Genomic DNA, 18899 nt, shown 5'->3' on the forward strand with positions numbered 1-18899 from the left:
CTCTTCGGATGGACGATCGGCAGAAGGCGCGGATCTTGGTGCGCGAGACGTGGGCGGCTTGGTCGGCGTATTCGGAGGCTGTCGCCACGCGGAGACGGGTGAACCCGCAAGCCGCATACAGGGCACGACGCCTCGCATCCCTGACGGGGAGAGCCGGATCTGCGCTGTTCCGGCTGGCGTGCGACGATCTTGATGATCTGGGCCCACGCATCGCCTACGGCGAGATGGCCCAGATCAACATTTCAGTGTTCGCGACCAGTGGGCGAACAGTCGGTGGCTATGCGATCCAAGAGGCTCGGCACGAGTTGTGGGCACTGCACGGTCTTGATCTCGCCCTCGGGATCGGGGCGGTCCACGCGCTGCTCCACACTGATCCAATCGCTGTCGAGTTCTCCTCGACCGGCGAGACCGGGGAGGCTGACGGCGAGGACCGGGTCGCGGCAGCCGCGAGGGCCAGGCTGGATGTCGCCGCCCGCCTGCAGCAGCGGCCTGGCAAGCGGCCGAAGGATCCGATGACACCCGAGCAGCTCGATGCGACCCTGCGCGCCCGCGTCAAGTTCTTCAGCACTGACCAGCTCCTGCTGGCAGGTTGTCAGTTGAGGACCTGCCAAGGCCTGGACCCGCTCGAGGAGGCGGAGACTCTCGTGGTGGAGGCAAGAGCCATCTACAGACACCTCCTCGACCACGGCGTCCGCTTCACCGCCGACGACCTGACCCACGCCGAAACCCGCTGCAACAAGATCCTCGCAGGCCTCTAATTACAAGGACTATGAGGATTGTTCAGAAGATCTTGAAGGACAGGAAGACCTCAAAGAAAGAATAGGAAAGAGAACAGAGAGTGGCTGGGAGCTTGGCGGGCTGGGTGCGTCGGTGCGGCCGGTTGGTGGTCGGTGTGTCGGGGGTGTAGCGATGCGCGGTGGGTGCGGGATCAGGGTTGACAAGGATCAGTTGCTGAGTGAGCGATCTCCAGGACCGTCCAGGCGCTGACGGTAGTGGGCCGCCGACCTCAGCCAGGCACCCAGCTCCCTCTCTATCCTTTCTTTCTTTTGTCTTTCTCTGAGGGCTATTCAGAACCCTCAAAAAAAGGAAACAAATCAAAAGATGAGAGATTGGAGTGCCTGGGTGCCTGGCTGGATCGGCGCGCAGGTGCGGCGGGTCGGGATCGTCTACCGAAAGGCGCGTGACTGTTGCTCGGACACGCTCTGGGGTCGGCGGACAAGCAATAACCTGTCCGCGGACCCGGCAAGGTATCCGCGCCCGCCGCATGTCACCCGTTCCGGGCCAGGGGTGTCGAGCGTCGCGGACCAGACTATGTTCAGCTGGCTGGTCGACGAACCAGGCTCGTCAGCTGAGCATCCACAGCAGCTGCACCCCGAACGCCAGGCCATCACAATCGTCGCCCAGCAGGCGAAACACGCCTGACCTCCGCCGGAACCACAGATTGTGATGGCCTGGAGATCCGCCCACTGAGTGAATGGTCCTCGGCAGCCCCGATCCCTGGCATCCGGTGAGTCGCCGCACTCCTCACCCGCCGACCACCAGCTGGCCGCACCCACGCACCAAGCCTGCCAGGCACCCGGCCACTCCATCTTTCTTTCCCTGTCCTTCTATTTTCTGTCCTTTGGTTCGGTCTAGCTTTGGATGTTGTGGTTTGTAGCGAAGAGGTTGGTGGGGTCGTAGTGGTGTTTGGCGGTGGCTAGGCGTTTGTGGGTGGGGGGTGGGTAGATGGCTGCTACGTCGTCCTCGGTTGCGGTGGCTAGGAAGTTGGCGTAGGCGCCGGTGGTGTGGGGGGTAAGTTTGGTCCAGATCGCTTCCAGGGCTGGGCGTCCGGCGGCGATCGCGGGTGGGGGACCGATGATTGTGGTTGCGAACATCAGTTCGGCTTGGCGATGCGCGTACGCCGTTGCCTCGGCCGGGACCCGTGCCACGGCAGCGCCGACGCTGCGGATGGCGATGATCGGTGGGCGTTCGGACGTCGCGATCTCCGCGAGCAGCCGAACGGCATCAGCGACGGAATCCTTGTCGACAAAGGCACTCCGCGTGACGAGCTGGATGCCCGGCGGCGGAACCGCGCCGTCGACCAGGACATCGGCGTACGGGCGCAACGCGACATCGTCATCGATCACGGTGCCCAGCCGGCGGATCGGGTCGATGGCGTGCGCCGCAAGGGCAGCGTCATCCCCGTCGAAGACGACGTGGATCTCGACCGGTGCCGCTGGCCCGCCGGCGAACGGGTTGGCGAGGTTCGCGATCGAGGTGAGCTCGTCCGGCGCAGTACGAGCGTATTCCGCCCACCCCTGCAGCACGGCAGACGCCTCCGCCGCGGGGAAGGCGATCTTCCCGTAGAACACGTCCGTTGTCGGATGCGCGGCAAACTCGAAAGCGGTCACGATCCCGAAGTTCCCGCCGCCACCGCGGAGTGCCCAGAACAACTCCGGGTTCTCGTCGGTAGACGCCCGTACGACGCTCCCGTCCGCAAGCACCACCTCAGCGGCGACCAGGTTGTCCAGCGCCAGACCGTACTTGCGGACCTTCCACCCGATGCCGCCGCTCAACGTCAACCCGCCGACACCCACGCTCTTCGTGTCACCCGACGAGATCGCCAACCCATGCGGTGTCAGCGCGCTCGCCACCTGCCCCCAGGTAGCCCCGCCGCCGATCCGAACCAGGTGCCGCTCCTTGTCGACAACCTGAATGTCGGCCAGCCGGCTGAGATCGATCACCACCCCGCCGTCGTTCGTCCCCAACCCCGCAAAGCTGTGCCCACCACCCCGGACGGCCAGCGAAAGCCCGGTCGCGACGGCGAAACCCACCGCGACTTGAACATCGTGCACATCGAGCGGCCGCAGTACATAGGCTGGACTGCCCTCAACCAGCACCGTCCGGCGAGCCGCCTCGTACCCCTCGCTCGAGGGTTCGACGATCTCCCCACCGAAGTCCCGGCGCAAAAGCTCTGAATTCATGACGTTCCTTCGTTCGTCCCGACAAGTGACGAACACCAGACGCCGCTCACCCAGCTCTTGTGACAAAACTGCCCCGAGGGAATGTCCGGCTCTTGCGGATGTGTGCGTTGAGCGGACACCGCTGCGCGGCGGCTGTCTTGTTGCCGCCCTTCGGCGGGGGCGCGGGTGGTCGATCCGCACTCGAGTGGTGTGCGCGAACTGGGTGTGATCACGGCAGTGGAGCGTGGTGGGCGGAGCTCCAGGCCATCACGATGCGCCGATCCCCGGGAGTTCAGGCGGCGAGCCCCTGGGCGAACGGGCATTGTGATGGCCCTGGGATCCGCGGTGCAGGGCGATGGCGGCTGAGGCGAACCTGTGCCACTCACCAACGGGCGGTTCAGCCGAGCCAGGCAGGGTGGTTGAGCCTGCCCGGGTGGGTGTCGGTTGCTCGGTGGTCTGGTTGGTGAGTGTCGGCGGTCCGCCCATCGCCCACACCAGTCACAAGAACCGCAGCATCCCCGCACCCGCCGTCGAGTCGCGGGTTCCGGCTCCACATCGGCGAAGAATCCCGCCGGAATCCACGAGCCGAAGACCCGGCCCGAACCAATCGCTACGACTCAACGCACCCGGCCCTCTCGGCAGGGCCCCATTTCGGGGGTCGGCCACTGAAATTCGGGGGTCTGCCCCTGACGTTGGGGGTTAATCACCCGTATCCAGGGTCCGCAACCCCGCATCTCAGGGGTCCACCCATCAAATAGCTCAACCCACACATCTGTCACAAGAGCCGGATGTCCCTCGGCGCGGCTGGTGGCGGCCAGTGGTTAGCGCAGTCGGATCGTGACCAAGGTGGTCTCGATGTTGCTGTCCACGAGGTTGCCGTTGGTGTCGAAGGCGGCGGGACCGTCGGTCATGCCGAAGTCGTTGTCGTTGATGACGGCGAGGGTGTCGTGGGGGAGAAGGGCGATGCCTTCCATCTTCTTCGGGGCGCCGGGCACCTTGTTGAAGTCGATGAAGAGCTTCTTCGCCAGCACCGGAACACCCGCAGCCTTCGGGTCCGCCAGTGCCTCGTACGACGGAGTGGTCGCACCCTCGTCCCACGTGGTGCCGAGGATGTTGTCGCGGTCGCGCAGTACGACGCGCTGCAGCCGAGCAGCGTTGTCGGTGCGCTCCTGGACCAGGAGGGTTTCGGGGCCGGCGGCAACGACCGAGGATATCTTCAACTCGGTGACGTCGTCCTCACCCGGGTCGACCACGCCGACCGGGTCGAACTGGTAGGCGTACTCGGCGGTGACCTTGCCGCGACGCGGTGAGAACCGGACCAGGCGCGTGTTCAGCGACGCCTCGCCGATCTTCTTGTTGGGGTTGAGCAGCGGGCTCTGCAACGCAAGGACCAGGTCGCCACCGGGCAGCTGGGCCAGGCCTTCGAAGCCGCGGTTCCCCTTGCGGGTAAGGAAGATCGACGGCAGCGCCTCGACCACCGGGTAGTCCGCACCGGTCAGATTCAGGCCCTCCGGCACATAGCGCGCCAGCACGCGGCCGCGGCTGGACACGTGCACGAGCGACGGGCTGTACTCGTCGACCAACCAGAACGAGCCGTCGTGGGCGCGGACGATGCCCTCGGTGTCCAGACCGTTCGGGTCCAGGGGCAGCTCGGTGGAAGCGTCGTACGTGTAGGGGGTCTCGTCGCGACTTGCCTGGTTGGACAGGCCGGTCACCGCCTTGCCGTGGCGAGTGGTGATCGGGATCGCGTCGATCACCTTCAGCTTCTTGCCGTCGATCTTGACCTTGACGATGGCCGGGTCGAAGCCCGGGACCGGGAACGTCCGGCGGTTCTTGCCGTCGATCTTGATCTGTCCGTTCGGCCCGCGGTCGGTGACGGTCCAGAACTCACCCGGGCGCTCGGCCGGGTAGATGTCGCTGCCGATGCCGCCCAGGTCGACGCCGCGGTCGTTCGCGACGGATCCGGGCAGCAGGCTGTTCGAGAACTTACCCAGCGCGAGGTCGGGCAGCGTCGCCGTCCCGACCACCTTCGGCCCGGACGAATGCCCCGCCATTGCCGGACCTGCCGTACCCCCGACCAGCGCCGCGACCGCCACCACCGACGTCGCCACCAGCCACTTGCCACGCGACACGGACGTCGCCACCAGCCACTTGCCACGAGACATGAACGTGCTCCCCTCCACCGGATGTCATCGCGACAGTTGTCGTGACGGGTTAACGACACCTGTCGCCCCGATGAACGTCACCCCAAGCAGTCGCGTACGACGGAGACGAGCCGAGTCGCCCGTGCGTCCCCGTGACCGATCATCCGGTTGGCGACGTACGCGAAGCCGACACCGTACTCGGCGTCACCGAACGCGAACTGCCCACCGGCTCCGTCGTTCCCGAAACTCCGCGCACCCAGCATCGGCCGGAAGCCCGAGTCCAGCAGTACGCCGGAACCCCAGCGCGCGCCCGCATCGAAGCCGAGGAACCCCGCACCCGCGGACACCTCTCGGGTCAGATCGCTCAGCGTCTCGGGCGACAACAGCCGCAAGGCCGCCGCATACACGCCGGCCAGCCCGGTCGCCGATGCCACCGCTCCGGCCCCCGGCAACTCCATCCCGAGCAGGGCGGGATCGTTCCACCCGTGCGGTACGTCGAGACCCGGGAAGACCAGTGCGCCGTTCATCGTGACAATCCGCATCAGCAGGTGCTCCGGCGGCAACGACGGCCGCCCCTCGGCCTCGGCCAGCCTGGCCAGCGTCGGCAACTCCGATTCAGGCAGACCGATCCACGCCCGCAGCCCGAGCGGATCGCCGACCCGCGACCGGAAGTATGCCCCCGGCAACTGTCCGGTGATCCGCCGAACCACCTCGCCGAGCACGAACCCGAACACATGACCGTGATACTCGTACGACGAACCCGGCTCCCACAACGGCTTCTGCGCCTCGATCGCCTCGATCACCGGAGTCCACGCCGCGATCTCGTCGAAGCTCAGCGTCGCGTCGAGCACCGGGATCCCGGCCCGATGCCCGAGCATCATCCGGGCCGTGATCTTCTCTTTGCCCTCAGCAACAAACGCCGGCCAGTAGTCGCCGATCGGTGCATCCAGCAACAGCTTCCCGTCCTGCGCGAGCAGGTGCACTACCAGGCTCACGAGCCCTTTGGCACAAGAGAAAACGGGTACTACGGTCTCGCTGTCCCACTGCCGTCCGGGCGCGGCCTCGCCGTCCCAGAGCTCGACCACCTTGCGGTCGTCGACGTACACGGTGACCGCGGCCCCGAGCTCGGGGAACAACGAGAAGTTCTCTGCGAACGCATCGGCAACCCGGCCGAATCCTTCATCGACCCAGCCGTTGCTCATGCTCCGAGTCTATGTCCCGGAGCATGAGCACGACGACCGAATTTACGGCAGGACCCATTTCTGGTTGGTGCCGTTGTTGCACGTGTAGATGAGGAGCTTGGTCCCGTTCGTGCTCTTGCCGCCGGCTGCGTCGAGGCACAGGCCCGCGTTGACGTTGAGGAGTGAACCATCTGCGCGTGGACGCCACTGCTGGCCTGCGCTGCCGTCGCAGGGCGACATCACCGCGGGTGTCAACGGTGTGGTGGCGCGGGCGTCCAGGCAGTTGCCCAGTGAGCGCACTGTGCCGTCGTCCGAGGACGGGGTCCACTGCTGGTTGGTCGCGCCGCTACACGTGTTCAGGGCGACCGTCCCGGCGTCGACGCACTTGCCGGCGATCCCGGTCATCGCACCCGTGTCCTGGAACACCCCGAGCTCCCACAGCGAGTAGTAGCTCCCAGCCACACCCCGAGCCGTCGCGTTGATCCGCACGTACCGGGCGTAGTTCGGCGTGAACGTCAGCATGTCCGTCCCACCGTCGCCGGCGGTCGTGGACGACACCGTCTTCCAGGTCCGCCCGCTCGTGGAGACCTGAATCTGATACGCCTTCGCGTACGACGTCGACAGCCAGTTCAGCAGCACCCGATTCACTACCTGGACCGACCCGAGATCGGCCCGGAACCACTGCGGATCGGTCCGCGCACTGGACCACGCGGTCGTCATCGACCCGTCAACGGCCTTCGCCGCCTCCCGCCCCGCGAGGTACACACTCGACGCGGCGGCCGGATGACCTTGGGCCAGATTCCGCTTCGGTACGTACGTCGCCGTATATGTTGCCGGCGCCTCCGGCGCGATGAAGTTGTGGCTGCGCGCTCCGCCGTCGGACCACGACGAGAACCGGTAGACCTGGTTCGCCGAAACCTGCAGCGGCTCGGCCGACACCGACTCGCTCGACCCGACAATCGTCGTACCGACCGAGGGCGTCGTCGCTGTCGTGGCGAGATACGTCAGCTGCAGTCCCGACGGCTGTGAGGCGAACGTGAGCCCGACCGTCTGCGGATCCAGCCGCACGCTCTTCGTATCGGTCAACCCACTCGCATCGGTCGCCGTCAGCTTGAGCTCCAGGTACGACGGATACTCGTGATCCGGCGCGGTGAACGTGCCGCTCGCCCCGGTCATCGTGGTGATTTGATGCGTATGGCAATCACTGGGGCAGTGATGCATGATCAACGCCCAGGTCAACGCCGAACCAGGTAACTGACCTTGCTCCGGGTCTGTCGCAGACCCCGAGAAGCTGATCGTGTCCCCGACCTTCCACTTCGTGGCCGGACCCGGCGAAGTGATCAAGGCCGTCGGTGCGGTGTTGGCGACGTTGATCTGGGTCGACGTCGTGCCGGTCGTGTGTCCGTCGGACACCTTCAGTCGGGCGGTCACGCTGCCGCTGGTCGTGTACGTGTGCTGCACGGTCGCGGAGGTCGAGTCGTCGTACACACCATCACCGTCGAGATCCCACGCGTACGTGAGCGGATCGCCGTCGGCGTCGTTGGACGCGGTCCCGTCGAACGTCACGGTCAATGGGATCGGCCCGCTGGAGGGATCGGCGTTGATCACGGCTGTCGGCGGGTTGTTGGTCGCGTCGTAGACGTACCGCAGGATCCGGCCGCCGTTGTAGTCGACCGCGAAGAGGTCCCCGCCCGGCCCGCTCTGCAGCCGCACCACTCCGGGGCCTGTGGCGAACTGCTGGATCTTGGTCGGATCCGGCAGGCCGTCCGCGCCGGGCATCATCGCCCACACGCAGTCGCGGCTGTAGTCGGCGAAGAAGAGGGCGCCGTCGTACTCGGGCGGGTAGTTTCCCCCACGGTAGAAGGACATTCCGGAGATCGACGAGCTGCCGACCTTGCAGGTCTCGGTGCTGGTGACGTGGTCGCTGTGCTTGTAGGAGAAGTACGGCGCCGTCGCCGTACCACCCGTGTACAGGCTCTCGCAGAGGTTGATGTTGAGCGCATCCCAGGCAGGCATGCGGTTGACGCCTTCGTAACAGGGCCAGCCGAAGTTCGTCACCTGCGCCGTCGGGCTCACGACCCGGTCGATCTCTTCGTACTGACCCTGCCCGACATCGCCGGCCCAGATCTCGTTGGTCCCCGGGCGGAAGTCGAACCGCATCGGGTTGCGCAGACCGGTGGCCACGATCCGGCGGGTGTTCGGGTCCGCGCTGCTCGAGGCCGGGTTGCCCGGTGCGGCCTGGCCGGTGTCGGGGTCGAGGCGGATGATCGATCCGTCCAGGCCGGTCGGATCGGCGGTCGTGCGGACGTCCTGGGCGCGCAACGCACCGCCCTCCGCGGTCGGCGGTGTGAGCGTCGCGCCGACGGGCGCGGTCCCATCGGCACAAGGGTTGTCGGGCGTGACATCCGAGGCCGGCAAGCCGTCCTGGCCGTAATCGGTGTAGCTGAAGCTGGCGCCGTCACCGCCACCCGCGTACAGCATGCCGTCCGGGCCGAACTCGATCGAGCCGATCGAGTGACTCGGGAAGACCTGGCACCAGTCCTCAACCAGCACCTGTTCGGCGCCGGTTCCGTCGAGTACCGAGAGGCGGGCACTGGCCTGGCAGCCGTCGCCGTTCGGGCCGGGCGGTGTCGGACAGGGGTCGTCCGAGGTGTTCGGCGTACCCCACTTCGGGGTCGGTCCGCCGATCAGGCCGTCGTGTGTGTACAGCACGTAGATGCGTGGATCCGCGGGGAAGTCCGGGTGCAGCGCGAGGCCGAGCAGGCCGCGGTCCCAGTAGTTGTAGACCTCGGTGCGGAGATCGGCGTACACACTCGGCGTCGGGTCGTCGAGCGAGTCGAAGACCTTGATCAGGCCGCTCTTCTCGGCGACGAAGACCCGGCCGTCCGGCGAGAACACGACGTTCGTCGGCTGCGTCAACCCACTGAACACGGCTTCTTCGGTGAACCCGGTCGGCGTGACCGTGGCCCGCGCAGGCTCGATCGCCACGAGCGGTGCCAGCAGCAGCACACAGACCGCGGACAGGACACAACGCACCCACTTGGCGGAAAACAGCATGAAGCCCCCCAGGACCCACAACCCCGGTGCCCGGCCTCACAACCCCCTGCGAACACTCGGAGTGACCGCCAGCATGACGGCGCGCCCACGTCGATGCAAGACCATCGACGCATTCGTTTCAAACACTCCACTCATTTTCTACTGCTAGTCAGGTGATGGATGCAGACTGGAGTTGTGAAGGCTCAGGTACGACGGTTGCCGCTCGGGCCGGGGGTGTATCGGTTCCGGGACGACGCCGGGAAGGTGCTCTACATCGGCCGCGCACGCAACCTGCGACGCCGGGTGCAGTCGTACTGGACGCACCTCGGCGATCGTCCGCATCTGGCCCGGATGGTACGGCGGATCGCCCGCGTAGAAGGAGTTTGGTGCGACTCCGACCACGAGGCCGCCTTCCTGGAACGCAATCTCCTCGAGCACTCGAAGCCGCGGTGGAACCGGACCGAAGGTGGCGCGGAGGTCGTCGGCTACATCCGGTTGGCCGGCGGAACCAAGCCCGGCTTGCGATTCGAGCACACTCCGACGGCAGATCACTACGGGCCGTATCTCGGTGGACTGCAGATCCGGAAGGCGATCTCGGGACTACATCGCGTGCTTCCGTTGCAGTACACGGTCGAAGAGGACGGCTCGGCCCGCGAGTTCGGGCAGCTCTTCGGGATCGGGCCCGGCGATCGTGACGCGCTGACTCGTACGGCGATCGCCGTACTGGAACGCGATCCGGCCGCGGTCACCGCGCTGCGGGACGAGCTGATCCGGCGGCGGGATCGGGCGGCCGGTGAGCTTCGCTACGAGTTCGCCGGGAAGGTGCAGGCTGAGCTCGAGGCGCTGGACTGGATCGTTGCGGAGCAGAAGGTTGCGTGGCTCGATCCGCGGGACGCGGACGTGTACGGGTGGGCGGACGGCGTACTGGTGCATTTTCAGGTTCGTGGTGGGCGGATGTGCACGTGGACGCAGCGTGCGGTGACCGAGCGGACGGCTCGCGATCGGGTCGCTTCGACGCCGGTGCTGTGGCAGTCGTTCGCGCAACGCAACGCCGAATTGGCGGCGCGATTGCTGGGGTAGGTGACTCTTGCGGTCCCTAGGATTGTGGTCATGGTGCAGCTACCGCAGTATCCGCCGCCGGTACGACGGCGTCGTGGGCTGCTGGTGCTCCTCGGCAGCCTCGTGCTCGTGTTGGTCGTCGTTGTGGGTGCCTTCTTCTGGTTGGTCTACCAGATGAGCGATCCGAAGGGCGCCCCGGCGAACAACCGGCCGGCGACTCCGACTGCGGTCGAGTTCCGGCGCGTGCTCAAGGCTGACGCCGGTGCTTGCCCGTCGCCCGCGCCGGCCGGGGCCTTCTGCGGATCGGGCCTGCGCTACACGCTCGGCAAGGTCGAGCTCGACGGCAGCCACGTGACCGAGGTCAAATCCGCCAAGTCCGAGCAAGGAACGCCGCCGTACTGGTATGTCAGCCTGACCCTCGACGACGTCGGCACGCGGCTCTTCGGTGACCTCACCGCGGACCTGGCCAAGAAGCCGGCCGGGTCAAACCTGCTCGCGATCGTGGTCCGCAACGAGGTCGTGGCTACGCCGTCCGTCAGCTCGTCCATCCCCGGCGGTCAGGTCGAGATCGCCGGCAACTTCACGCAGGCCGACGTGGAAGCGCTGGCGGCGAAAATCACCGGTTAGTGACCTCGAAGGCCACGACCGCGGCGGCGACGGCGACGTTCAGGGACTCGACGCCGGAATGCAGCGGGATCCGCAGGTCGGAGTCGGTGGAGACCGTGATGCCGTTGGTCTCGCCGCCGAGGACGTAGACCGCGCGAGGGGCGAGGTCGGTCTTGAACAGGGAGTCCTCGGTCCGGGCCGAGAGGCCGTAGACGTGGTAGCCGGCGTTCCGGAGCAGGTCGACCGCCGCCTTCGCGGTGGACGTGTTCACGATCGGTGCCTGGAACGCGATGCCGGCCGATGCCTTGATCACCAGCGGGCCGACATGCGGCGTACCGGCTCGGGGCAGGATCACGCCGTCGAACCCGGCGCCGGTCGCGGTGCGCAGAATCATGCCGACGTTGCCGGGGTTGGTGACGCCGTCGAGCAGGAACACGTTCGTCGGGCGCTTGGCCCGGTCCCGGATGAACTCCTCGAGCGGCGTCATCCGTGGCGCGTCCACGTCGGCGACCACGCCCTGATCGTGTTTCCCGTTCCCCGCCAGCCACTTGACCCGGCTGGCCGTCGCGCGCTCGACCGGCGTACCGAACTTCTCCGCCGCCCGCAGGATCTCCTGCATCGACTGCCCGGTCGCGTTGTCGGCCAGCACCACCTTCGCCACCGACAACGCCGGGTCGTGCAACGCCTCCAGCACGGGTTTGCGCCCGTACACCGTGATCCACTTGTCCCGCGGCGACTTCCTCGATTCCACCCGCCTACGGTACGCCGGACAACTTCACGCCGGCGCAACAGCGTGGCAACGCGGCCCGGTCACGCTGGACTCATGGAACCGTTGCGTACGGCGCTGACCGGCGGGATCGCCTGTGAGGTGTGTGGACGGCTCCCGCATCCACGGCGACTCCGGCTGACCCTGGCCAAACTGGTTGCGATCTTCCCGGTCGAGTTCTTACTCCATGCGGTGGTGCTGGCGCTGCATCCGTCGTACGTCGTCGCTGTCAGCGTGCTCGTGATCGTGACGACAGCCCTGGTGATCTGGGTGATCGAGCCGTCGACCATGCATCTCCTGCGCTCCTGGCTGCACGCGCCACCGCCTCGGCCGGCGCCTGGGTTCGATGCGTTGTGGCGGATCCGCGCAACGCTCGACGACCGGGCCGGCACACTCGAGCGACTGACGCATGAGCTGGCGGATCTGGATGCGAACATCCTCGGCCTGCACGTTCATCCGCTGGACACCGGCGTCCGCGACGAGCTGGTCGTGGCGACGCCCGAGGGGGTCGGGCCAGAGTTGTTGCTTGCGGCAATCGAAGCTGCGGGGGGTCGTGACACTCACGTCTGGCCGACTACCACGCTCGCCTTGGTTGACGGTCAGACGAAGGCACTCAGCTTGTCGGCTCGGGTGGTCAGCGATCCAGCCGAACTCCCGCACGCGGTCGCCGAACTCCTCGGCGCCCAACTGGTCACCGATCTGTCCACATCGCTACCGCCGGACGTCTTGAAGATCCCGTCGCCGTGGACCGGACTACTGGCCTTCAGTCGCCCCAACGAGCCGTTCACGCCCGCCGAGTCCGCCCGAGCGCATCGCCTTGCCGAAGTGGCCGAACTCGCCAGCCGCACTACTCGGTGAGTCCGGCGAGCTGGGCGCACTACGCGGTGAGTCCGGTGAGCTGGCGGGCTCTCGTGGCGCGGCGCTTCATGACGGTGGCGCGTTCGCGGGTCGAGGTGGTGAGGGCGCGGTCGCGGGCGGCCGGCGACAGGTGGTCGACGTACACCTGACCTTGAAGATGTTGCGTCTCGTGGAGGAGGCAGCGGGCCAGGTAGTCGGTGGCTTCGACGGTGAACGGTCGGCCGTCCAGGTCTTGCGCATGGAGGGTGACTCGCGCAGGGCGGGCGAGCGGTGCGTAGACGCCGGGGACGGAGAGGCAGCCTTCGGTCCCGTCCTGATCGCCGAAGAAGGCTGCGGCAGTAGTGATCGTGGGATTGATGGCATGGCCGAGGTGGCGGGTGCCGAAGTCGTCGGTCAGGTCGTACACGAAGACTTGCGCGTCGACGTCGATCTGGTTCGCGGCCAGGCCGCAGCCGTCAGCGACCCACAGAGTCGCGAACAGGTCGTCGATCAGCCCCGCCCACCGGTCGGCCCCGAACTCGCTGACCGGCCGACACGCCCGATGCAGGATCTCCTCGCCGTACTCCGTGATCCGCCGCGGCGTGCCGCGACGAACCTCGTCGATCATCGCCGGGAGGTTGCGGGCCGGGCGGCCCTGGATCAGCGTGCGCATGCTCGCAGAATACTTTGCAAAGGATCGGCTTTGCAAAGTAGGGTACGGGCGTGGACTCTTCGGCGGAGCGGCGTACGGCGATGTTCGGGCACCCGTTGCGGGATGCGCTGCTCGGGTTGATCGATCGGGACGGTACGACGACCTCGACGATCGCGGCAGGTGAGTTGGGGGAGAGCAGCGGCGCGTGCTCGTTCCACCTGCGCCGCCTCGAGGCCCTCGGGCTGGTCGAGGTGGCGCCGGGCGCGGTCGGCCGGGTCAAGCCGTGGCGCCGCGTCTCCGGCCAAGCCGACTCGACGCTCAACCGTGAGCTCGAAGACGTCGCCTACGCCAGTTGGTTGGAGACCCGAAAGGAGTCAGCCACCGTGGAAGACTTCGCCTTCAGCGAGGTAGTCGCCCTGACCGAGGGGCAACTGGTAGACCTCCGAGCCCGCCTCAACCAGGTGATTCGGTCGTTCGCCGACAACCCGGCGCCGGATGCCACCGACACGGCGGTGATCATCCGGGCCTTCCCGATGAATCCACCGTCCTGATCTCTTGCCGTGAGACCTGCAGGACCGCGGCGGCGGAGCGGTCGATGTCGGACTCGTCGGTGGTCCAGTTGCTCACCGAGATGCGCATCGCTGCCTTGCCCTGCCAGGTGGTGCCTGACATCCAGGCGGTCCCTTCCTGCTGGACCGCGCTGATGACGCGCCGGGTGAGCGCATCGTCGCCGCCGAAGCGGACCAGGACCTGGTTGAGGACGACGTCATTCAGTACGGCGACGCCGTTCGCCTCGAGGGTGTCCGCGAACCGGCGAGCCATCGCGTGACACCGGTCGACGATCTCGGCGATCCCGGACTGCCCGAGCGCGCGGATGGCGGCGTACACGGCGAAACCCCGCGCGCGGCGGGAGAACTCGGGGTTGAAGTCGAGCGCATCCCGCTCGCCGTTCTCGTCCTGGATCAGGTACGCCGCTCTGATCGACATGGCAGCGCGGTGAGCCTCCGGGTGAGCGCAGAGAACGAGGCCCGAGTCGTACGGCACATTCAGCCACTTGTGCGCATCTGTCGCCCAGGAGTCGGCCCGCTCGATCCCCTCGATCAACGGCCGCAGCGTGGGGCTGACCGCGGCCCAGAGCCCGAACGCGCCATCGACGTGAACCCAAGCGTCCTCAGCCAGAGCACAAATCTCAGCGATCGGATCGAATGCTCCGGTGTTCACGTTTCCCGCCTGAGCACACACGATTGTCGGACCACCCCGCAGCTCTGCCGCCAACGCATCGGCCCGCATCCGGCCTTGATCGTCGACGGCGATCGGGACGATGCAGTTGGTCCCGAGCCCGAGGAACCGGAGCGCCCGGTCGATCGTGTCGTGCCGCTCCGCTCCTGCGAGGACCCGGATCGGCGGCGCACCGATCAGACCGTCGCGCTCCACGTCCCAGCCCGCTCGTTTCAGCACCTCATGGCGAGCCGCGGCGAGAGCGGTGAAGTTCGCCATCTGGGCGCCGGTGACGAACCCCACCGACGTCTTGGCCGGCAGGCCGAACAGCTCGACCAGCCAGGCAGCTGCCACCTCCTCGACCACAGCCGCCGCGGGGGAGGCGGCGTACAGGCCTGCGTTCTGGTCCCACACGGTGGTGAGCCAGTCAGCGGCGAGTGCCGCCGGCGTCGCCCCGCCGAAGACGAACCCGAAGAACCGCCCGCTCCCACTCGGCAGCAGTCCGTCCTCAACGCCCTTCGCGAGGTGCGCGACCACGTCTCGCGGATCCGTTGGCTCGGTCGGCAGCGCGCCGCCGAGTGCGGCGCGAAGCTCGGCGGCGGTCGCGCGCGGTCCGACCCGGCGCTCGGGAAGCCCGTTCAGGTACGTCGTGGCGCGGTCGAACGCTTCGGTGAGGGGTCCTTCCCAATCAGGCATGTTTTCCTTTCTACGCCTTATGCGTGTGATACGGCGGGTGACGGCATTACAGTTCGCCCATGCGGATGACGGGCCCGATGACCGGGAGTCGCTGGACGGCGATCGTCGGTTATTCCCTGGTCGGTGCGGCGACCCAGCTCGTCTGGCTCAACTTCGCCGGCGTGACCACCGTCGCGGCCGCCCACTACGGCGTCTCCGAGGGCGCGATCGGGTGGCTCGCCCAGGTTTTCCCACTCCTGTACGTCGTACTCGCGATCCCGTGTGGTCTGGTCCTCGACCGCTGGTTCCGGGCCGGCCTGATCGCGGGCGCTGTGCTGACGGCTTTGGGCGCCCTGGTGCGCTTGGTCGGGGACGACTTCGGCTGGGTGTTGGCCGGGCAGATCGTGGCTTCGGTTGCCCAACCGCTGGTGCTGAACGCGGTCACCGGCATCACCGGCCGCTACCTCTCGGAGAAGGACCGCCCGACCGGTATCGCGGTTGGTACGGCGAGCATCTTCGCCGGCATGGTGATCGCCTTCCTGCTCTCCGCGATCTTCACCACCGGCGATTCCTTGGGTGCGATGCTGATGGTGACCGCGGTGTTCTGCGTACTGGCGGCGCTGCTGCTGATCCTTGCCCTGCGCAACCAGGGCTCCTTCGAAGTGGTCCGCTTGAAAGCTGACCGTGGTGCTTTGCGAGTCGCCTGGGGTGACTCCCTCATCCGCCGCCTCTGCGTGCTCGCGATCTTCCCCTTCGGCGTATTCGTTGCCATGAGCACCTTCGCCCAAGCCCTGCTGGAACCCGCCGGAGTCAGCGGCGGCACCGCCAGCACCATCCTCCTGGTGAACGTCATCGCCGGCGTCCTGGGCAGCGCAGTCATCCCGATCCTCGTCGTACGACGCCGCGCTGAATCAGACCTGTTGATCCTGAGCCTGACGGCCACCGCAGCCGCCTGTGTCCTCCTGGCCTTCGCCCCTGGCGTCCTCACCGGCTTCGTCGCCATCACCCTGATCGGCCTGCTCCTCCTTCCCGCTCTCCCGATCGTCCTGGAGCTGGTAGAACGCCGTACCGGAGAAGCCGAAGGCACCGCGGCCGGCCTCATCTGGATGGCCGGCAACCTAGGCGGCCTCGTGGTCGCGGTCATCGTCGGTCTCCTGGTCGACCACCCCACGGCCGCCTTCCTGGTCATGGCTGCGATCGCGATCAGTGCGGTTCCTGGGGCTCGCGCTCTCCGGCGGCCGATCGCCGAACTGCGAGCGCAGTCAGCGCCGTGACCACCAGCCCACTGGTGCCTGCGGCAACAAACGTGACGCGCGCGTCGGTGTGTTCGAGCAACAATCCGCCCAAGACATAAGACACTCCGGCTGCCAGACCGATTGCGCCGTACAGATTGCCGAAAACACGACTGAGCAGGTGCGCCGGTACGACGCGTTGCAGGTGGGTGTTGATCGCGACGTCGAGTCCCGCGATGCCGAGACCGCGGATGATCTGAATCGCGAGCGCGGCCCAGATCGCCCAGGCCAGCCCGGTGAACAGGTTGCCCGCGTTCGTCACCGCGAACCCGGCGAGCAACAGCGGGATCATCCGGAACCGGGTCGCGTACTTGGTCAGAACGGCGTACCCGACCGCGAGTCCGATGCCGACCCCGGCGTACAGAATCGCAGTGGATGAGTCGGTCCCGTGCAGCTCGTCCTTGCCGAGAAACACGATCGCCACATCGTCGACCCCGCTACACGCAACGACGCCGAAGAACCCGAGCCCGATCACCCGGATCGCCTTCGACCGCCAGATGTACCCGAGCCCGTCGCGCGCATCCCTGACCAGGCTGTGACCCGATCGCTCGGCCTTGGGCAACTTCGGCAGACGGCTCAGCAGCGCGGCCGACGCGAAGAAGGTGACCGCGTCGATCAACAGGATCCCGCGTACGTCGGTGATCAGGAACAACCCGGCCGCGACCACCGGCCCGATCGCCTCGAGCCCGTTGGTCCCAGCGCCGAGCGCCGAGTTCGCCCGTTCGAGCTCCTCGTCCCGGACCAGCGCCGGCACCGCACTCCGCGAACTCGCCTGGAAGACCTGCGCGGCGATACTCCGTACGGCGACCAGCACCAGCAGGATCGGAAGAGGCGGCAAGGTGACCGCCATCGCCACCACCAGCGCCCCCTGCAACACATCGCAACAAACCATCACCCGCTTCAGATCGAACCGATCCCCGATCGCCCCCGCGAACGCCCCGAACAACCCCGGCGTGAAGTCCCCCGCCAACAACAGCAACGCCACCGCCAACGCCGCCCCGGTCGCCTCCTCGACGTACAAGAGCAGCGCAACCAGCCCGACCGAGTCCCCCAAAAAAGACACCGCCCGAGCCACCCACAACCCCCGGAACCCCGGCGACCCCCACACGATCCCTTAGTATGGACCGGCACACCCAGCCGGTGTGGCGCAACTGGCAGCGCACCGCTCTTGTAAAGCGGGGGTTAGGGGTTCGAGTCCCCTCACCGGCTCTCTCACCAGGCAACATGCCCCGGAGGTAATGAACTTCCGGGGCCCAACTCACGGTTTACTCACGACTTTGCCTCCGCAAGCGGGTCGAGATTGGCGTTAGATCTCAGGTTCTGCCGACGCTTCGCGATCCTGCTCATGGATGTGTCTCAGCGCCGCTTCGAGGTGCCCGGCAGCCTCCGGATTCCGGCGCCGCCGGCCGAAGTAGTCGTCGACTGTCGTCGAGGTCTGAGCATGCCCGAGTTGATCGGCGACCTGTCGCGGAGTCTGCCCGGCGCTCTCGAGAATCGTCGCGGTGGTCTTCCTGAACACGTGTGCTGTCACCCACTCGAGTTCGTCGGCCAGGGAGCGCAGGCCGGCGAGCTCCGTGAGTTCGAGCAGGGCGGCTCGATCTGTCCGGGGCAGCCGGTAGGTTTCGGCGAGAGTGACCGCTTCCTCGGCGGTCAGTCTCACTCGGCCCGTCTCTATCAAACTGATCCGCGTCTTCCGCCAACCGAGTTTGTCGACAGCCTGGGTCTGCGTGAACCCGGCGGCGCGTCGATGGTCGCGAAGCATCTTGCCGAGTTCCTGCCGCCGCTGGCCCCCGATCGGTCGGCGTGCATCGCGCAGGGCCTTCTGAACGTTGTGCGGGTCGCGGAACCCGCCATTGCTGTCCGGGAAGATTGGCGTATCGAGGGAAGTGCCTGGTGTCCATCGGGCGAGCAACATCTCCAGGGCCCATGGCGGCAGGCCCATGATTCGATCACCGGCTGACGACTTGACCCGGCGCCGTATCAGGCCCTTGCCTCGGATCCGTTGGATCTGATGACTGCAGTCGACCTGACCGGTCTCGCGGTTCACATCCCGCCAGGTGACGGCCAGGCTCTCACCGATCCGTTCACCGGTGGCGATCATGAACTTGCTCAGGTCAACGAGGTCGGCTTTGACTGCTCGCTCGTCTTGCCGCATCAACTCGAACCATTGCTCGCGCTCGTCAGCCTCCAGTGCCCGGGGTAGTCGCTTCTTGGACGTTGCCCGGATCTTGATCTCCCGTACCGGATTGGCCGTCAGCGCGCCGTGCGTCACCGCCAACGCGAACGTGCCGGTGAGGATGCTCTTGCAGGTCTTCGCACTCGCCGATCCAACCTCGTCTCTGATCGCCTTCACGACATCGCTGACCCGAGGCGTGCTCGCTTCCCCGAGGCGTAACGATCCAATGCGCGGCGCAAGATTCTTGTCGTACTGGTACCGGTAGGTGTCGTACGTGCCAGGTGACAGCACGTCCTGATCCACGAGGTCCTGCAC

15 protein-coding genes and 1 tRNA gene are annotated in these 18899 nt (G+C 66.8%); 7 read left to right on the top strand and 9 right to left on the bottom strand.

The window, feature by feature from the left end:
- The first annotated feature begins 8 nt into the window (after window positions 1-8).
- Window positions 9-758 carry a hypothetical protein gene (locus tag ACWF4Z_RS20275; RefSeq protein ID WP_452244630.1) on the top strand — a complete coding sequence of 250 codons (750 nt, stop codon included), beginning with the start codon at window positions 9-11 and terminating at the stop codon, window positions 756-758.
- A gap of 873 nt (window positions 759-1631) precedes the next feature.
- Here ACWF4Z_RS20275 and ACWF4Z_RS20280 read toward each other — a convergent pair.
- The 4 genes from ACWF4Z_RS20280 to ACWF4Z_RS20295 all read right to left on the bottom strand — a co-directional run bounded on the left by ACWF4Z_RS20280 (window position 1632) and on the right by ACWF4Z_RS20295 (window position 9324).
- Window positions 1632-2963 (bottom strand): FAD-binding oxidoreductase, encoded by a 1332-nt coding sequence (locus ACWF4Z_RS20280; protein ID WP_452244631.1) that lies wholly within the window; start codon window positions 2961-2963, stop codon window positions 1632-1634.
- Between the two features lie 800 nt (window positions 2964-3763).
- Entirely contained in the window at window positions 3764-5107 is a 1344-nt protein-coding gene (locus ACWF4Z_RS20285; protein WP_452244632.1) for an esterase-like activity of phytase family protein, read from the bottom strand.
- Window positions 5108-5184: 77 nt separating this feature from the next.
- Entirely contained in the window at window positions 5185-6288 is a 1104-nt protein-coding gene (locus tag ACWF4Z_RS20290) for a serine hydrolase domain-containing protein (protein ID WP_452244633.1), read from the bottom strand.
- Window positions 6289-6330: 42 nt separating this feature from the next.
- Window positions 6331-9324, bottom strand: coding sequence for a PQQ-dependent sugar dehydrogenase (locus tag ACWF4Z_RS20295; protein WP_452244634.1), 2994 nt, complete (start codon window positions 9322-9324; stop codon window positions 6331-6333).
- Window positions 9325-9483: 159 nt separating this feature from the next.
- On the opposite strand from ACWF4Z_RS20295, the gene ACWF4Z_RS20300 reads away from it, so the two are divergent.
- Window positions 9484-10383, top strand: coding sequence for a GIY-YIG nuclease family protein (locus ACWF4Z_RS20300; protein ID WP_452244635.1), 900 nt, complete (start codon window positions 9484-9486; stop codon window positions 10381-10383).
- A 30-nt stretch (window positions 10384-10413) separates the two neighbouring features.
- On the top strand, window positions 10414-10989 hold the full coding sequence (locus tag ACWF4Z_RS20305) for a SecDF P1 head subdomain-containing protein (RefSeq protein WP_452244636.1): 576 nt from the start codon (window positions 10414-10416) through the stop codon (window positions 10987-10989).
- On the opposite strand, the gene ACWF4Z_RS20310 is transcribed toward ACWF4Z_RS20305, so the two are convergent.
- Window positions 10979-11719, bottom strand: coding sequence for a TrmH family RNA methyltransferase (locus ACWF4Z_RS20310; protein WP_452244637.1), 741 nt, complete (start codon window positions 11717-11719; stop codon window positions 10979-10981). The genes ACWF4Z_RS20305 and ACWF4Z_RS20310 overlap by 11 nt on opposite strands.
- Before the next feature lie 72 nt (window positions 11720-11791).
- Between ACWF4Z_RS20310 and ACWF4Z_RS20315 the strand changes: the two genes are divergently transcribed.
- Window positions 11792-12592 (top strand): amino acid-binding protein, encoded by an 801-nt coding sequence (locus ACWF4Z_RS20315; RefSeq protein WP_452244638.1) that lies wholly within the window; start codon window positions 11792-11794, stop codon window positions 12590-12592.
- 19 nt (window positions 12593-12611) lie between these two features.
- On the opposite strand, the gene def is transcribed toward ACWF4Z_RS20315, so the two are convergent.
- Window positions 12612-13244, bottom strand: a complete 633-nt coding sequence (gene def / locus ACWF4Z_RS20320; RefSeq protein ID WP_452244639.1) for a peptide deformylase — start codon at window positions 13242-13244, stop codon at window positions 12612-12614.
- Window positions 13245-13294: 50 nt separating this feature from the next.
- On the opposite strand from def, the gene ACWF4Z_RS20325 reads away from it, so the two are divergent.
- Window positions 13295-13774 (top strand): helix-turn-helix domain-containing protein, encoded by a 480-nt coding sequence (locus tag ACWF4Z_RS20325; protein WP_452244640.1) that lies wholly within the window; start codon window positions 13295-13297, stop codon window positions 13772-13774.
- On the opposite strand, the gene ACWF4Z_RS20330 is transcribed toward ACWF4Z_RS20325, so the two are convergent.
- A complete protein-coding gene (locus tag ACWF4Z_RS20330) occupies window positions 13740-15137 on the bottom strand; it encodes a pyridoxal phosphate-dependent decarboxylase family protein (RefSeq protein ID WP_452244641.1) in 1398 nt (465 codons plus the stop codon). The two genes, ACWF4Z_RS20325 and ACWF4Z_RS20330, sit on opposite strands and share 35 nt — an antisense overlap.
- A gap of 59 nt (window positions 15138-15196) precedes the next feature.
- Here ACWF4Z_RS20330 and ACWF4Z_RS20335 point away from each other — a divergent pair, with 59 nt between their 5' ends.
- Window positions 15197-16390 carry an MFS transporter gene (locus ACWF4Z_RS20335; protein ID WP_452244642.1) on the top strand — a complete coding sequence of 398 codons (1194 nt, stop codon included), beginning with the start codon at window positions 15197-15199 and terminating at the stop codon, window positions 16388-16390.
- Here ACWF4Z_RS20335 and ACWF4Z_RS20340 read toward each other — a convergent pair.
- The gene (locus ACWF4Z_RS20340) at window positions 16320-17516 is read right to left on the bottom strand and encodes an MFS transporter (protein WP_452244643.1); all 1197 of its coding nucleotides are present in this window, start codon (window positions 17514-17516) and stop codon (window positions 16320-16322) included. The genes ACWF4Z_RS20335 and ACWF4Z_RS20340 overlap by 71 nt on opposite strands.
- 28 nt (window positions 17517-17544) lie before the next feature.
- Here ACWF4Z_RS20340 and ACWF4Z_RS20345 point away from each other — a divergent pair.
- Window positions 17545-17617: transfer RNA gene (locus tag ACWF4Z_RS20345), tRNA-Thr, on the top strand.
- A 97-nt stretch (window positions 17618-17714) separates the two neighbouring features.
- Here ACWF4Z_RS20345 and ACWF4Z_RS20350 read toward each other — a convergent pair.
- Window positions 17715-18887, bottom strand: coding sequence for a helix-turn-helix domain-containing protein (locus tag ACWF4Z_RS20350; RefSeq protein WP_452244644.1), 1173 nt, complete (start codon window positions 18885-18887; stop codon window positions 17715-17717).
- Window positions 18888-18899 lie beyond the last annotated feature (12 nt).

This window comes from Kribbella sp. NPDC055071, from assembly GCF_053608045.1.

What these genes read in the sequence shown, in the direction of transcription:
- ACWF4Z_RS20275 (WP_452244630.1), top strand. Translation starts at nt 9, where the DNA reads ATGGACGATCGGCAGAAGGCGCGGATCTTGGTGCGCGAGACGTGGGCG.
- ACWF4Z_RS20280 (WP_452244631.1), bottom strand. Translation starts at nt 2,963, where the DNA reads ATGAATTCAGAGCTTTTGCGCCGGGACTTCGGTGGGGAGATCGTCGAA.
- ACWF4Z_RS20285 (WP_452244632.1), bottom strand. Translation starts at nt 5,107, where the DNA reads ATGTCTCGTGGCAAGTGGCTGGTGGCGACGTCCGTGTCGCGTGGCAAG.
- ACWF4Z_RS20290 (WP_452244633.1), bottom strand. Translation starts at nt 6,288, where the DNA reads ATGAGCAACGGCTGGGTCGATGAAGGATTCGGCCGGGTTGCCGATGCG.
- ACWF4Z_RS20295 (WP_452244634.1), bottom strand. Translation starts at nt 9,324, where the DNA reads ATGCTGTTTTCCGCCAAGTGGGTGCGTTGTGTCCTGTCCGCGGTCTGT.
- ACWF4Z_RS20300 (WP_452244635.1), top strand. Translation starts at nt 9,484, where the DNA reads ATGCAGACTGGAGTTGTGAAGGCTCAGGTACGACGGTTGCCGCTCGGG.
- ACWF4Z_RS20305 (WP_452244636.1), top strand. Translation starts at nt 10,414, where the DNA reads ATGGTGCAGCTACCGCAGTATCCGCCGCCGGTACGACGGCGTCGTGGG.
- ACWF4Z_RS20315 (WP_452244638.1), top strand. Translation starts at nt 11,792, where the DNA reads ATGGAACCGTTGCGTACGGCGCTGACCGGCGGGATCGCCTGTGAGGTG.
- def (WP_452244639.1), bottom strand. Translation starts at nt 13,244, where the DNA reads ATGCGCACGCTGATCCAGGGCCGCCCGGCCCGCAACCTCCCGGCGATG.
- ACWF4Z_RS20330 (WP_452244641.1), bottom strand. Translation starts at nt 15,137, where the DNA reads ATGCCTGATTGGGAAGGACCCCTCACCGAAGCGTTCGACCGCGCCACG.
- ACWF4Z_RS20335 (WP_452244642.1), top strand. Translation starts at nt 15,197, where the DNA reads ATGCGGATGACGGGCCCGATGACCGGGAGTCGCTGGACGGCGATCGTC.